This window comes from Pseudomonas fluorescens (genome assembly GCF_902497775.2).
Classification (GTDB): domain Bacteria; phylum Pseudomonadota; class Gammaproteobacteria; order Pseudomonadales; family Pseudomonadaceae; genus Aquipseudomonas; species Aquipseudomonas putida_F.
On sequence record NZ_OZ024668.1, the window covers coordinates 2,457,523 to 2,473,303 of the forward strand.

The 15,781-nt window shown below is 63.3% G+C and carries 7 protein-coding genes; all 7 read right to left on the minus strand.

The annotated features are described in order from the left end of the window. Positions 1 to 335 precede the first annotated feature (335 nt). Complete coding sequence (locus tag F8N82_RS11220; RefSeq protein WP_038995345.1) at positions 336 to 1,748, minus strand: PAAR domain-containing protein; 1,413 nt, start codon at positions 1,746 to 1,748, stop codon at positions 336 to 338. A 609-nt stretch (positions 1,749 to 2,357) separates the two neighbouring features. After that, positions 2,358 to 5,375, minus strand: a complete 3,018-nt coding sequence (locus tag F8N82_RS11225; RefSeq protein WP_038999382.1) for an autotransporter outer membrane beta-barrel domain-containing protein — start codon at positions 5,373 to 5,375, stop codon at positions 2,358 to 2,360. A 189-nt stretch (positions 5,376 to 5,564) separates the two neighbouring features. After that, entirely contained in the window at positions 5,565 to 8,564 is a 3,000-nt protein-coding gene (locus F8N82_RS11230) for an autotransporter serine protease (RefSeq protein WP_038995347.1), read from the minus strand. A gap of 518 nt (positions 8,565 to 9,082) precedes the next feature. Continuing rightward, positions 9,083 to 9,523, minus strand: a complete 441-nt coding sequence (locus F8N82_RS11235; RefSeq protein ID WP_038995349.1) for a carboxymuconolactone decarboxylase family protein — start codon at positions 9,521 to 9,523, stop codon at positions 9,083 to 9,085. 122 nt (positions 9,524 to 9,645) lie between these two features. Beyond that, the gene (locus tag F8N82_RS11240; RefSeq protein ID WP_095162817.1) at positions 9,646 to 11,097 is read right to left on the minus strand and encodes an efflux transporter outer membrane subunit; all 1,452 of its coding nucleotides are present in this window, start codon (positions 11,095 to 11,097) and stop codon (positions 9,646 to 9,648) included. 3 nt (positions 11,098 to 11,100) lie between these two features. Beyond that, a complete protein-coding gene (locus tag F8N82_RS11245) occupies positions 11,101 to 14,307 on the minus strand; it encodes an efflux RND transporter permease subunit (RefSeq protein WP_052251490.1) in 3,207 nt (1,068 codons plus the stop codon). Positions 14,308 to 14,330: 23 nt separating this feature from the next. After that, complete coding sequence (locus tag F8N82_RS11250; RefSeq protein ID WP_052251492.1) at positions 14,331 to 15,536, minus strand: efflux RND transporter periplasmic adaptor subunit; 1,206 nt, start codon at positions 15,534 to 15,536, stop codon at positions 14,331 to 14,333. Positions 15,537 to 15,781: the final 245 nt, after the last annotated feature.

The following is a 15,781-nucleotide window of genomic DNA, read 5'->3' on the forward strand; positions in this document are numbered from 1 at the left end:
CATCATCGTCACATCAATGATCAGAAGACGTTTCAGATATGGAGGGAAGTTTTCAAGATCGCCTGGATCCAGCTCACCGATGTGAAGTGATGACCTTGGCATCGTGATCATCTGTGCGATTTTTGCTATCTCCAAGAGGGACCAAATCAAACCCCGCTTCCCCAGGCTCGTGCCCCAAAGATAAATATAACGGCTGTTCTTCAAGGCCTCCTTAATGGCGTCCAGGTGACGGCGACTCAGGTACAGACTGTATGCAAGACCCGCAGCTGCGAGCAGACCAGGACCACCGGCAACAATCCAAAAAGCCAACCAGGACTTCCAGAACGCCTCCATTGTCATGGTAAAGTTTTCTCGTATAAAATTTCTCCGCCTATTTCACCACCCATACCACCGACAGTCGTACCCCCCCACGCGCCAATTCCCACTATGGCCGCGACACAGACAACACCCCCGATACCTGTCGAGACGCCAAGCGCCAGGCAGATTGGACCACTGGCATATCCGGCCATTCCTCCGCCCAGGACACCACCCGCAGTGGACCCGGCGAATTTCCCCCCTTCAGTAAACTTGATCTTCTCGCAAGCGGCTCCAGAATCGCCGTTACACACCTGCTCAATAGCCAGCAACGAGGACACGCCGCCAATACCAATACCGATATAACCGCCTGTCTTCATGTACTTGGCAGCACGACTGGTTGCATCCACATGGGTGGTATAACCCGGGATCTGACCCGGCGCACCAGCCTTGTCCCAGTGATGCACCAGGCTCCGATTGGAAATACCGAGGGCTGTTTTTAGCTTGGGGTGATCGCCGAAGGTTGTCTGGCCACGCAGACGCGTTGAGCTAAATAGGTGTGCATCCAGCTTGGCGAGCAGGTGCTTACGATCAGCAAAGAACTGCGGCGATTTAAGGTGGCCGTGCTGTCGATAGCTTTGCTGGTGCAAACGTTCTATGGCTTGAAGGGTGTCGCGCAGTTTGGTCAGGTGCGTCTCCATCACCACTGCGCTGACCCCAAGCCAGGTTGAGGTCGGGCCAGTAAAACTGGCGATTTCAGCACCGTGGCGGTGCATGAAGTCGGCTTGCTCTGGCGTCAGGGGATCCAGGGATGCCTTGACCTGTTGCGCTGCCTGCATCAGTTGCGCTTCCTGGTAGGTACAGGAAGTGTTGTTCGGATCGCCGAGCACGATCATAGAGCCGGCTTTGATCTCGCCTAGATTAGGGTTGAGCGCCTGAAACTTGCTCATCACGGCCGAATCGCGCATGGGAAAAAGCGTGGCCTCCAGTGCTTCGCGGGTCATGCTTTTGGGCGCCACATAGAAGCCAGGTTCCTGGGCCTCTACGCGGTTGAATGCCGTGGGAGCTGGATGGCTCGAAGGCGCGAAACTGGATTGACGCGGCGCTACCGAGGGGTTGGTTACCGTTGAAGAGCCTGGTTGCGCTGCTCGCCTGGCTGATTGCGGTGTAGACTTTTCGTTCTGATAGCTGGCCGTGAACACCGAGGGAATCAGTCGGGCTCTACAGGGGCAGTCGCTGAAACTATCCAGTGTGCCAGCCATGAGTTTGCCATGACTTTCCATGTGCGAGATGCCACCGACGATCCGATAAATCTTTCCGTCCTTGCCACATGAAACTCGATCACCTTCGCGAGCATGAAGCAGACCAAAGAAATTGACTCTGTCATCACCATCCAGCACTTTGCCACCGCAGGTGGTTTTGTCACCCAAGCCAATGAAATAGCCGTCAGTCATTGAGTTTTCTCCATTTCGCCTGGTCAAAGGTCACGAGTTTGGCTGCCTTCGGTGGCCACTCGGTAAACAGCGATCGGGGGATGGGATTTATCCAGAGTGCGGAGAAACTCAAGGGAGACGTCATTGCTGCATTCATTCGTATGATCCTGATCCATGGGGTTTTGGGCTGCTGTCCTCTTGTCACCTCAGCGAGCGCGATACGCCTGGTGCATCTCGGCCGGTGACAATAAGTGGAGGATGTAACTCACAGGCAGCACCCTGGAACGGTGGTTATCGAAAATAAATAGGACTTTTCCCAAAGGCCCAAAGAATTTGGTTGATTAGCAGGGCACTATCAACGCGCGATTGGATCGCAATCTCCGGAATGCACACGCTGGTAGGCTTAAGTGCACTTTCACGAGTTGCTCCGGCTGCAGCTCAGGCGAGCTCGGGCCGAGCTGGATTATTGATAAACCGGGGTGTTCGCGGTACTTGTGGGGGTTGGCTTGCCCGCGATGCAGGCTCCGCGCACTACCTGGCACCGCACCGATACGAGATAGCTCGCGCCCGCGAACCCGTTGCCAGGTCTGCGGGGCTGGTACAACACCTTGCATCTCTGTTGCCGGGGCCTCAGAACGCCCAGTCCAGGGTCAGGCCGACCCCGTGGCTCTTGTCGCGACTACCCAGCAGTCCGTTGTAGTCCAGGTTGACCCGGGCCTGGCGACCCAGGACGATCCCCGCCCGTGCACCGACCACCGCCGCATCGCGATCCAGGGACAGCGCCTGGACCTTGTAGGTATCGCCCTGGCCAGCGAAGGCCAGGTGCTGGTCGGCCCCGGTGGAACTCAGGCTATGCTGCCAGCCCAGGGTGGCGGAAAGCTCCACCGCCTGGCCGCTGGACAATTGCAGTTGCTTGCCGGCGCGCATGCCCAGGGTCGAGAGCCAGGCATCCCGATTATCCTGCCCCCCCTTGAGCGCAGCGGCGCCGCCATGTTCCTTGAAGCTGTCGCTGGCTATATGCACATAGGCCAGGTTGACGAACGGCTCCAGCGCCATGCTCGGCAGTGCGACCTTCCAGGCGGCCTCGCCGAACACCTGAGTGCTCTGCGCATCGCGCTTGCTCTTCTGGCGATCGCTGACCTCGTTGTACTGCAGCTCGCGCTTGGTCTCGATCCGGTGCCAGCTGTGGCTGGCGCCCAGGCTCAGGCGCATCTGCTCCAGTTCCTTGCCGGCATAGGCACCCAGGTGGTAGCTATCGACGCTGGCCGAGGAATGACGACCATCGCCCATGCTCAGCGAACTGTCGCTGTAGCCGGTGAAGACCCCGACGCGGGTGTCCTCGCTCATCTGCCCATCAATCCCCAGCAACATGCCGCCAATAGAACTGCTATAGCGCGCCCGACCGGAATCACCCTCGGCCTTGCCCCAGGCCCCCAGGGCCTTGACCCACAGGCCGTTGCCCTGGCCTTCCTCGGCCGGCGCGGCGGCGACGCCCTGCTGGCGGGTACGCTTGCCCACGGCGTCGCGCAACTGGCGGCTGTCGTTGAGCAGCAGGTTGCCCACCGCCGGGTGGATTTCCCCGGACAGTTGATCGAAAGCCTGCTGGGCGCTGCCGGCATTGGCTGACAACAGCAGGCTCTCGTAGACCGGGTTGCCCGCGCCGAGCTGATCGGCGGCCGTGGCCACCGAATGCTGGTTGGCGCTCAAGCCGACACTGGCGAAAGAAGTGGCGTTACGCTGCACCGCCAGCTGCACCCCGCTGCCGGTATAGGCCAAGCCACCACCGAGGAACAGTGAGTTGGACTGCACACTGGCGAAACCGCCCTGCACGCCGCCCGCGGCCTCCAGGATGTCGAACTGACGCCCCACCAGGCTGGTTGTCCGCTGGGACTGCAGCGAAACCCCGGGGTTCTGCAGGTCCAGGGCCAGGTTCGCACCGTCCAGGGAAGCCTTGCCATCGCTGACCAGGCGGTCGCTGCCAGCGGCATCCACCTCCACGGCATAGGTCGAGCCCGGCTGGAAGGTCACGTCGGAACTCACGTGCAAGGTGCCGATGGAGTTGCCTGGCGCCACCACGCCGCCGGCGTTGGCCAGCAGCGCGCCGACCCGGCCATTGCCGCCCAGCACGCCGCCGGCATTGACCGTCACCGCCGATTGCAGCGAACCATTGACCGCCAGCCGTCCCTGGTTGACCAGGGTCGGGCCGGAGTAAGTGTTGTTACCGGTGAGCACCAGGGTTCCGATGCCCTGCTTGGTCAGGCCGCCATGGCCAGCGATATCGTTGCTCCACAGGTCCAGCCCGCAGCCCAGGTCGTTGCAGCGCCGCTGGGTCGGCTTGCCGGCATCCACCAGGGCGCCGATACCCGGCAGATCGACCACGAACTGGCTCGGGCCGTAGCCACCGGCGATGCGGAACGCCTCGGGAATGTCCTGTTCGGTGACCAACATGCCCGGGCCCCGGAGCCCCTTGTCCAGGTCGATCATACCCCAGCCGTACAAGGCATCGATGCCGGGCGCGCCCATGTCGGTGGCGGTGGTGCGCAGCACGCTGGCGATCTGTGCGCCGCTCATGTAGGGGAAGCGCTCCATCAGCACCGCCGCCGCACCGGCGGCATGGGGCGCGGCCATGGACGTACCGTTCTTGTTGGCATAGCCCTGGGTCAGGTCTTCCAGGCTGGTGCCGCCAATCACCGCGCTGTAGATCCGGGTGCCGGGGGCCGATACGCAGAGGCTCGCGGTATAGCCGCAACGGGAAGAGAACGTGCTGATCAGGTACGGGTTGGCGCTGCTGGTGTCGGGGTTCTGCTGTAACGCCGCCACGGTCAGCCAGTTGGGGGCAATCTCCGGGACGAAATAGCCCAGCCCGGCAATCGCATCGGGGTTGTTCAGGTTGTAGTCGTTGCCGGCGGCGAAGATCGTCATGACCCCGCTGCGGGCGGCGCCGATGGCCCCGTCATAGGCGCCACCGGGCATGGTGCCCAGCAGTGGCTGGATCTGCGCGAACTGCGCCCGGGCATCGTCCACGGTGAAATGCGGGAACTCCGGATTGCGCCCACCCTTGGCGAAACGATCGGTGATGCCGATGCCCCAGCTGTTGTTGATGATCCGCGCGCCGCTGGCCACCAAGCTGTCCCAGCCGGCCTTGTACACCGCGCCATCGTTGCCCAGGACGATGCCATCCTCGGGGCCGGGGTCGCCGTTGTCGGCGCTGATGATCTGCGCATCGAAGGCCACGCCGTGCATCGACACGCCGTCACGGTTGCCGGCGGCGATCCCGCCGACGTGGGTGCCGTGGGAACCGAGCTTGCCATCCGAGCCCACCGACGGGCTGCCGTCATAGCGGAAAACATCGCCGGCCTTCACCGGGATGTAGGGGTCGGTGTACTGGCGGATGCCGGTGGTGACCAGGGTCACCATCTTGTCCTTGCCGGAGAACTCGGGGTGCTGGGCGTATACCGGCTGGTCGAAGATCCCCAGCTTGACCCCCTTGCCGCTGTAGCCGGCGGCATAAGCGCTGTCGGCGTGGATCGCCCCAAGCCCCCAATCGGCCTTGAATTCGCTGCTGCGCCAGCTGCCGGCGTCGCCGAGGCGCCCGCTCTCCACGTAGGGTGCGGCCTGGGCCGTGCCCATCAGCGCCGCCCAGCCCATCAATGCGCGACCCAGTGGGGCCAGGGACCAGCCCTGCCCGAGCGCGCTGTCATCCTTTCTGACTTGCTTCACTACGACCTTCCTTAGCTGCATTGATAAAAAGCTGCGTTGATAAAAAACTGCGTTGGTCAAACTCCGTATTGCAACGCCTGGCCGGCGAGCCCTTGGCCCCACCAGCGCCACAGCGCTTCAGAAACGCCATTGCAGGTTGAGTCCCGCGCCATGCTGTTGCTCACGACTGGCCAGGCGCCCCTGGTAGTCCAGGCTCAGGTCCAGGTCGCGGGTCAGCCCCACCCGTGCCTGGAGCCCCACCAGCGCGGCATCGCGCAAGGCCGGCGCAGTCTCCACCCGGAACGGCAGGTCGCTACCGGCAAAGGCCAGGTGCTCGCGATCCTGGGTCCCGCTCAGGCGGTGCTGCCAGCCCAGGCTTGCCGCCAGTTGCAGGTCTTGCTGCGGGCCCAGTTGCCATTGCTGGCGCCCACGCAGGCCCAAGGTGCTGAGCCAGGCATCACGCTGCTCGTCGCGAGCATGCAGCGCCGCGGCATCGCCCTTCTCATGGAAGGCATCGCGGTCCAGATGCTGGTAGGTCAAGTTGACGAAGGGCTCCAACTGCAGCGCCGGCAAAGCCAGGCGATAGGCCGCCTCGGCGAATAACTGCTGGCTGCGGGCATCGACCCGTGCGCGCTGGCGGCCGGACACCTCGGCATAGGCCAAGTCGCGCCGGACCTCGGCACGGTGCCAGCTGTAGCTGCCGCCCAGGCTCAAGCGCAGTTGGTCCAGGTCGTGGCGGGCATAGGCGCCCAGGTGGTAGCTGTCGACCGTGGCCCGGGAGTGGCTGCCGCCCATGCCCAGGGAGCTGTCGCTGTAGCCTGCGGCCAGGCCGGCGCGGGTCTGCTCGTCAAGGTCATGGTCCACGCCCAGCAGCATGCCGCCCAGGGAACTGGTATAGGACTCGCTGCCCTGCACGCCCTCGATGCGTCCCCAGCTGCCCAGGCCCTTGAGCCAGAGATGGGTCGAGCCTGGCTCGCTCGCAGTCGTTCCAGGCGCGTTGGCATTCAGTGCAGGACCTTGCACACGCTCGCCCAAGGCATCGCGCAAGACCGAGCCCTGGCTGAGCAGCATCGAGTCCAGCGCCGGGTAGATCTCCCCGGACAGCTGCCGCAGGCCGTCCCGGGCCTGGTCCACCGAGGTCCAGAGCAGCAGGCTTTCATACACGGGATTGCCCGGTCCCAGCAGTTCCACGGCGCCGCCGCTGGCGCGCTGGTTGGCCGTGGCACCGACACTGGCGAACGTCGTGCCGCTGCGCGTCACGTCCAGCTGCACGCCGTTGGCCGAATAATCGAGTACGGTCTCCAGAAACAGGTAGCCGGGCTGGACCTGGGCGAAGCGCCCGTTGACGCCACCCGCTGCCTGCAGGATGTCGAACTGACGCCCCACCACGCTGGATACCGGGCCACCGGCCAACAGGTTCGGCTGCGCCTGGGGCACCAGGCTGAGATTGGCGCCACCGACACTGGCCTGACCGCCTACGACGAGCCGGTCGCTGGCTGTGGGCGACAGCTCCACCTGATAGGTCGAACCCGGCTGCAAGTCCAGGTTGCCGGCGACATTCAAGGTACCGATAGAGTTACCCGGGGCCACCACCCCCCCGGCGCTGGCGGTCAGGGCACCGATCCGGCCGTTGCCGCCCAGGGTAGCGCCTGCGTTGACCGTCACCGCCGATTGCAGGTTGCCGTTGACCGCCAGCAACCCGCCATCGACCCGGGTCGGGCCGCGGTAGCTACTGTCACCCGTGAGCACCAGCCAGCCGGCCCCGGACTTGACCAGACTGCCCTGGTAGACCCGCTGTGCGGCAGCCGCGTCCCGGGCCATGCCCAGGGCATAGTCGCTGCGATCCTGCTGGCTGGCTCCCGGTGCCAGGCCATTCTCCCAGCCGCGATCCTTGAGGGTCTGCTGCCAGGCTTGGCGTTCCACGGCGTCCTCGGCCTGACGCTGCACCAGGGCCTGGTCGGAGATGCCGTTGCTCCAGATATCGCCCTGCCCGCGGCCCAAGGTGACGTCGAACTCACCCAGTAACTGCCCGGGGCCGTGCAACGCCCGGCCCAGGTCCGGGACGCCCCAGCCCACCCGGTCGCTGAGCCCCTGGGTCGGCGAGCCATCGAGCTGGCGCGAGGTGGTCAGCAGCACTTGCAGGGCCTGTTGGTTGTTCAGGTAGGGATAGCGCTCCATGACCAGGGCCAAGGCCCCGGTGGCATGGGGCGCGGCCATCGAGGTGCCGTTGTAGGTGGCGTAGCCGCCACCGGGCACGGTACTGGTGATCGCCGCACCCGGGGTCGCCAGGCACCAGTACTTGGCGACGCCGCACTGGTTGTATTTCTGCTGGTTGTTCTTGTCCAGGCCCGACACCGCCAGCCAGTGGCCTTCCAGCTCCGGCTGGAAGTATGGCAGCGCCGAGCGCACGCTGGCATTGGCATAACCGCTGTTACCGGCGCTGAACACGTTGATCACGCCACCGCGTGCCACGTCGCCGGCGGCGTCGAGCCAGGTTTCCTGCTGGAAATGCTGGGCGTAGGCCACGCGCAAGTCGCCCAGGGTCTGGTAGCTGACCCCCTTGGGCTGGCTGCCCCAGCTGTTGTTGATGGCCCGTACCCCGGCATCCACCAGGGCACCGTAGACCGCCTTGAAATACCGCGGGTCGGGGCCGGTGCCGAACTGGAAACTGTCGTTGTGGTTGGTGTTGCCCACGTAAACCTGGGCATTGAAGGCCACGCCCTGCATGCCAACGCCATCACGGGCCGCGCCCATGGTGCCGGTGACATGGGTGCCATGGCTGTCGTTGGCGCCATTGAGCACCCCGGACACACTGAACGGGGTGCCGTCCAGGTACTGGCCGGTGGCGGTAACCGAGTGAAAACGTCCGGGGCTGACCTCGGGATGAGCGGCATCGAACCCCGAGTCCAGGGCGCCGATGCTGACCCCGGCGCCGGTGATCCCGGCGGCATAGGCCTGGCTCGCCTGCATGCGCTCCAGGCCCCAGTCCTGCTGGTATTCGGCCTGCCGCCAACTGGCGGGGTCGCCCGGGCGGCCAGTCTCCTGATAGGCCGCCGCAGCCGACAACGGCAGTCCGGTGGCGAACGCCAGGCACAGGGTTCCCGTCAGCGTCTTGAGCTGATCACATCTCACATCCATGTCGATGACTTCTCTTGTTTTTGTTATCGGGTCGCCCGTCCTGGGTCGACCGGTATGTCGCTGCATTGCTCGGCCGCAAGCCTGCGGCACCATCGAGCCAGATGCGGTCGCCCGCCCCTGGCCAGGTTACTTCGGCCTCAGGCCAAGGAGGCAGCCTGCGGCTGCAAATATTGCTCCCACGTCGAATATCTGTGCAACACCTACCGTAGCCAGGCCTGGTTGTGAACGAAGTTTTTCATAGCATCAGCAGGGTCTATTGCCTCCAGATTGGGCTGGTCGACACTAGGGAGGGAGATAGCAACACTAAGAGTCGGCTGATCCTCCTGGTGTCCGGTCGAACTGTTGAGCGCATTGTCGAGTGCCGTGACGATAACCAGGTTGTCCGGCAAGAGGGCGAAAAGCTCACCCGGCGAACCTCGATCCGCACTCGGCAAGACAGCTTGCAAATCGCCAACAGCGCAATGGCAATAGCTACTGGAGCGCCACGGCCTATCGCCTGAGGCAAGCGTAAGTCCAGCTCAGATGCTGGGTTTCTGCCTGAAACTCACCGCCAGCCGATTCCAACTGCCGATGGCGTTGATGACCATGGTCAGGTCGACTATCTCGGCATCGCTGAACTGCGCTTTCACCTGACGGTAAAGCTCGTCCGAGACATCGCCCTGGGTCAGCGAGGCGAGCGCTTCGGTCCAGGCCAGGGCGGCCTTTTCGCGCGCGCTGAAGAAGTCGCTGCTACGCCAGACGGCCACCGAATACAGCCGCCGATCCGTCTCGCCCAGGCGACGGGAGTCAATCGAGTACATGTCGGTACAGAAGGCGCAGCCGTTCAGCTGCGAGGTGCGAATCTTGATCAGGTGCAACAGTTGCTGTTCGATGCTCAGGTCATTGGTCATGGCCTCCAGGGTGATCATCGCCTTGATCGCCTTGGGTGATGCCGAGTAGTAATCGAGTCTAGATTCCATCCGTTGGCTCCAATGGTCGTTGTCGATCAACTGTAGGACGCGGTGCGCCCGCGAACCACAGCCAATAACCGGGAAAAACGCCAGACCAATAAACCACCGGCTTCTGGCCTGGCGCCCGGTCACTAGTGCTCGGTGACCTTCGCCAGTTGCGCCTGAGCAGCCCCAGGCGTATCCACCCAGCCACCGCCCAGGGCCGTGATCAAGCGGACATAGGCCCTGGAGCGCTCGCCCGCCACCTGCACCTGCGCACGCTGGGCATCGAGACTGCTGCGTTGCGCATCGATGCTCTCGAAGTAGCTGGTCGAGCCATTGCGATAGCGTGTGTCGGCCAGCGCTGCGGCCCGCCCAGCAGCGTTCACCGCTTCGTCCTGGAAGGCCAGTTCGCGGTCGAGGGTGCGTATGTCGCTGAGGCTGTCCTCAACGTCCTTGAAGGCTACCAACACCTGTTGCCGATACGCCGCTACCGCGCCGTCGTACTGGGCATTGGCCTTGTCCAGCCCGGACTGATTTCGACCACCGTCGAGCAACGGCATGTTCATCACCGTGCCTAACAGTGGCCCGAGCACCCAACTGCGGCTCGACCATTTGAACAGGTCGTTGAGGTCGGAGGACTCGAAACCACCAGAGGCGGTCAGCACCAGGCGTGGAAAGAACGCCGCCTTGGCGACGCCAATGCGAGCGCTGGCAGCCGCCATCCGCCGCTGCGCCTGGGCGATGTCCGGGCGCCGCTCCAGCAGCTCGGATGGCAGCCCGGCAGGCACCTGCATCCTGCTGGAGCGCAACCCACCGACAGTCAGGCTGAACGCCGCAGGCGGCTTGCCGACCAATACTGCCAGGGCATGATCCTGGCTGGCCCGCTGCCGCGTCACAGCTTCCAGCGAAGCCTGCGCCGATGCCAGTTCGGTGCGGGCCTGGGCAGTTTCCAACTCACTTCGATCGCCGGCATCGAATTGGCGCTGCACCATCTGCAACGCCTCCTGGCGCAGGCCGATGGTCTCGGTGAGCACCGCGATCTCGCTATCCAGGGCACCCAGGCTGAAATAGCTGCGTGCCACATCCGCTTGCAAGGCCAGCAACACCGAGCGATAAGCGGCTTCCTCGCCCATGGCCTCGAGGGCCGCAGCGCGCGAGTTGTCTTTCAGTGCACCAAACAGGTCCACCTCATAACTGGCGTTTAGGTTGGCGCGCAGGCGGGTCTGGGACGACCGGGCGGTAGCCTGGCGCGTTGGCCCGGCCCCTACTCCCAACTGCAAGGCACCATCGGCCTTGGCCATGCCCGCCTGCGCACGTGCCTCCTGGACCCGCGCGAAGGCCACAGTCAATGTTGGGCTCGCCTGCTCAGCCTGGAGGATCAACTGCTCCAGTTTCGGGTCGGCGAACACCCGCCACCAGTGGCCACGGTCCTTACCGTCAGCGGGTTCTGCCAACTTCCAGCGATCGGCATTTTCTGCGGCGATTTCGCGGTAGTTGGCCGGTGCCTCGACCTCGATGCTCTCTGCAGGTTTGCCCAGGGAGCAGCCACCGAGCAGCACTGCCAGGGTCAGCAGGCTGTATGCGAACGTGATAGGTTTCATCGCTCAAGCCTCCTGGGTCTGTTGGCCAAGCGGTTCGCGCGGGCGCTCGATGGGCAGCTCGGCAATGGGGCCACGGTGTGAGAAGCGCAGCGAAAGACGACGTAACAGTACATAGAACACTGGCGTCAGGAACAGGCCGAACAAGGTCACCCCGATCATTCCGGTGAACACCGCGATGCCCATGGCCTGGCGCATTTCGGCGCCCGCCCCGCTCGACAGGATCAACGGCACCACACCGGCGATGAAGGCGATTGAGGTCATCAAGATCGGCCGCAGACGCAGGCGTGCAGCTTCGATAGCGGCCTGGCGGATGGAGCGCCCCTGGTGTTCCAGTTCGTGGGCGAATTCGACGATCAGGATCGCGTTTTTGCAGGCCAGTCCCACCAGCACCACAAAACTGATCTGGGTGAACAGGTTGTTGTCACCACCGGTCAGCCATACCCCGGTGATCGCCGACAGAATACCCATGGGGACGATCAGTAACACGGCAAGCGGCAAGGTCAGGCTCTCGTACTGCGCGGCGAGTACGAAGAACACCAGCAGCATCGCCAGCGGCAGAATGATGATCAGAGTGTTGCCGGCCATCTTGTCCTGGTAGGTGATCTCGGTCCATTCGTAGCCGATGCCACGCGGCAAGGTCCGTTCGGCGATACGCTCAACCGCCTGCAGGGCCTGGCCACTGCTGTAGCCCGGCGCTGGCGCACCGCTGACGTCGGCGCAGGGGAAGCCGTTGTAGCGCATGGCCTGGTCGGGACCGTAGCTCTGTCGCAGCGTGAGCAGCGAGGCCAATGGCACCATCTCGCCCTTGTCATTGCGGGTCTTGAGCAGGCCGATGTCTTCGGCATGCCCACGAAACTGCGCGTCGGCCTGTACCTTGACCTGCAACGTACGCCCGAACTTGTTGAAGTCATTGACGTAAATCGACCCCAGGTAGATCTGTAACGCTTCGAACACAGCCGGGACGGAGACGCCCAACTGCTGGGCGCGGGTACGATCAACGTCGGCATACAACTGCGGCACGTTGATCTGGAAACTCGAGAACAACCCCGCCAGCTCGGGGGCCTTGCGCGCTTCGGCCATGAACGCTTGCAGCCCCTGGTCCAGCGCGGCACTGCCCAGGGCTGCACGGTCTTGCAGTTGCAGCTTGAACCCGCCCACGCTACCCAGCCCGGACACTGGAGGTGGCGCAAACACCGCCGTGTAGGCCCCCTTGATACCCGCGAACCGGGTGTTGAGTTGCGCGGCGATTTCATTGCCCGTCATGCCGGGGCCCTTGCGCTCGGCGAAATCCTTGAGCACGAAGAAGGCCACGCCCGAGTTGGGGCTACTGACGAAGCCGTTGATCGACCAGCCGGCATAACCGGTGACCGCCTCCATGCCCGGCTGGTCCAAAGCCAGGGTGGTCATTTCGCGCAAGACCGACTCAGTACGGTCCAGCGAGGCGGCATCGGGCAGTTGTACAAAACCAACCAGATACTGCTTGTCCTGCGGCGGTACGAAGCCTGTGGGCACGCGATTGAAGATCAGCACCGCCGCTACCGCCAGGAGTGCATACACCAGCAACGCTGCGCTCTTGCGCTTGAGAATCCGCGACACGCCGGTGCCGTAATGATCGCAGGCGCGACCGAAGAGCCGGTTGAAACGCACGAAGAAGCCGCCGAATAACCTGTCGAACACCCGCTGGAAGCCGTCTTTGGGTGCGTCGTGGCCTTTGAGCAACATCGCCGCCAGCGCTGGCGACAAGGTCAGCGAGTTGAACGCCGAGATCACCGTCGAAATGGCGATCGTCAGGGCGAACTGCTTGAAGAACTGCCCGGACAAGCCGCTGACGAACGCCAGCGGCACGAACACCGCACACAGCGTGAGGGCGATGGCGACTATCGGCCCGGACACTTCGCGCATGGCTTGATAAGTCGCCTCGCGAGGCGAAAGCCCCAGGCCGATATTGCGCTCGACGTTCTCCACCACGACGATCGCATCGTCCACCACCACGCCAATCGCCAGGACCAGCCCGAACAAGCTCAAGGCATTGATCGAGAACCCCATGGCCAACATGACGGCGAAGGTGCCGACCACCGAAACCGGTACCGCCAGCAACGGGATGATCGAAGCGCGCCAGGTCTGCAGGAACACGATCACCACCACGACCACCAGCAGGATCGCCTCGAGCAGGGTGTGAATGACCGCATCGATGGACGCCCGAACGAACTGGGTCGGATCGTAGATCACCTGGTAATCGACGCCTTCGGGCATGGCTTGCTTGAGCTCGACCATTGCCTTGCGCACGTCGTCAGAAATCTGCAGGGCGTTGGAACCAGGCAACTGGTAGATCAGGATCGCCGTGGCCTGCTTGTTGTCTACCATCGTGCGCAGCGCATGCTCCCCGGCGGCCAGTTCGACCCGTGCCACATCACGCAGGCGGGTGATGCGTCCATCCGTGGAGGTGCGCACGATCACGTCTCGAAACGCTTCTTCGCTATTGAGGCGCCCTCGGGCATTGACCGAAATCTGGTAGTCCACCCCGGGCGCCGCAGGCGCGGCGCCGATCACTCCGGCGGCGGCATTGACGTTCTGCTCGCGCAAGGCCTGGACCACATCGCCGGGTGCCAGGTTGCGCACCGCAAGCTTGCGCGGGTCAAGCCAGATGCGCATGGCGTAATCACCAGAACCTGCCACCTGCACTTGGCCGATGCCGTTGATGCGAGCGAGCCTGTCCTTGATGTTGAGCAGGGCATAGTTTCGCAGGTACTGCATGTCGTAGCGCTCGTTGGGTGAGCGCAGGTGCACCACCATGGTCAGGTCGGGAGAACTCTTGACGGTGGTCACGCCCAACCGCTGCACCGGCTCAGGCAGGCGCGGCAACGCCTGGTTGACGCGGTTCTGAACTCTCTGCTGGGCCAGGTCGGGATCGGTGCCCAGGCGGAAGGTCACGGTCAGGGTCAACTGGCCATCCGCCGTGGCCTGGGAATTCATGTACAGCATGCCTTCGACGCCATTGATCTGCTCCTCGATGGGCGTGGCGACGGTTTCAGCGATAGTCTGCGGATGCGCGCCGGGATACTGCGCCTTGACCACCACTGAGGGCGGCGCGACTTCCGGGTATTCAGACACTGGCAGGTTGAAGATCGAGAGCAAGCCGGCGATGAAGATGATCGCGGACAACACGCCAGCGAAAATCGGCCGATCAATGAAGAAGCGGGAAATGTTCATGTACTAGACCTCTTGACTGCGGGTCAGGACCGGGCTGGCCGATCTTGTTGCTGAAGTGCAACGGGCGACGCCACCGGTTGCGGGTCTACCTGATCATTGGGGCGCACCTTCTGCAGGCCCTGCACCACGATCCGTTCACCGCGTACCAGCCCGGATCGCACCACCCGCAGGCCATCGATCAACGGACCAAGATGCACTTCGCGGTACTCCACGGTATTGCCCTGGGTGACCACGAACACGAACCTCTTCGACTGATCGGTGCCAACCGCCTGATCGTCAATCAGCACGGCTGTGCGCGGTGCGCCGTCACCTGTACGCACCCGGGCGTACATGCCAGGGGTCAGTACACCGTTGGCGTTGTCGAACACGGCGCGTACGCGCAGGGTTCCAGAGCTGCGGTCCAGTTGGTTGTCCAGCGACTTGATGCGCCCGCTGTAGGGATAATCGGTCTCGTTGGCAAGCCCCATCAGCACCGGCAGTTCGGCGACGCCGCTGCTGCCTCGGGTGCCATTGCGTGCGTAACGGATATAGCTGACCTCATCGAGGTCGAAGTTCACATACACCGGCGACACCGAAACGATGGTTGTCAGTAGCGGTGCATCGGGCCCGGTGCCGACCAGATTGCCGACGGTCAACTCCGCACGTGACACACGCCCGCTGACAGGTGCCGTAATGCTGGTGTACTGCAGGTTTAATCGGGCGGCCTGCACGTCTGCTTGCGCCGCCGCCAGGGTAGCCTGCGCCTCGAGTTGCTCGTTGGCACGCTGGTCGTGCTCGCGTTGCGACGTCGCCCGCTCCTGGATCAGCTTGCTTGAGCGGGCCAACTCGGTACGCGCCAGGTTCAGTCGTACGACGGCGCTTTCACGGGTTGCCTGGGCCTTGGCCAGTACTGCCTGGTAGGGGCGCGGGTCGATGGTGAACAACAGGGCCCCCTTGGCGATGATCTCCCCCTCCTGGAAGTTCACCGTGTCGATGGTGCCGGTGACTCGTGGCCTGATTTCGACGTGCTCGATCGCCTCGACACGACCGGAGAACTCGCTCCACTCGATGACGTGCTTCTCGATCACGCTGGCCACCCCTACTCCCACCGGCGTCAGTGCCAGGGGGGGTGATGGGGTTGGGGTAGCCAGGGCGCCATCGAGGTAGTAACTGGCGACGCCCACTACCATTAGCGTGCTGATGGCGAGCACGACCCAGGTTTTATAGCGCGTGCGCAGATTGGCATTCATATCGGTTCTCGCTTAACAGTAAATTCACGTCGAAAAACACGAGGGTTTATTCCCTGGCGCCATCACCTTATGAACTTAATACCCACCACGAAAGCACCAATTATTGATTAAGCCGGTAGTCCGCGCTGTCGCTGCTGTGTGCCGATTGGCACCGTACTTTTACTGAATATTGGCTATTCAATCACGCCGCTCGATTTTCTATCCTTAACGTGCAGCCCTAATTTTCGACAGACTTTCCAGCAGGG

What these genes read in the sequence shown, in the direction of transcription:
- F8N82_RS11250 (WP_052251492.1), bottom strand. Translation starts at nt 15,536, where the DNA reads ATGAATGCCAATCTGCGCACGCGCTATAAAACCTGGGTCGTGCTCGCC.
- F8N82_RS11240 (WP_095162817.1), bottom strand. Translation starts at nt 11,097, where the DNA reads ATGAAACCTATCACGTTCGCATACAGCCTGCTGACCCTGGCAGTGCTG.
- F8N82_RS11220 (WP_038995345.1), bottom strand. Translation starts at nt 1,748, where the DNA reads ATGACTGACGGCTATTTCATTGGCTTGGGTGACAAAACCACCTGCGGT.
- F8N82_RS11245 (WP_052251490.1), bottom strand. Translation starts at nt 14,307, where the DNA reads ATGAACATTTCCCGCTTCTTCATTGATCGGCCGATTTTCGCTGGCGTG.
- F8N82_RS11225 (WP_038999382.1), bottom strand. Translation starts at nt 5,375, where the DNA reads ATGGGCTGGGCGGCGCTGATGGGCACGGCCCAGGCCGCACCCTACGTG.
- F8N82_RS11235 (WP_038995349.1), bottom strand. Translation starts at nt 9,523, where the DNA reads ATGGAATCTAGACTCGATTACTACTCGGCATCACCCAAGGCGATCAAG.
- F8N82_RS11230 (WP_038995347.1), bottom strand. Translation starts at nt 8,564, where the DNA reads ATGGATGTGAGATGTGATCAGCTCAAGACGCTGACGGGAACCCTGTGC.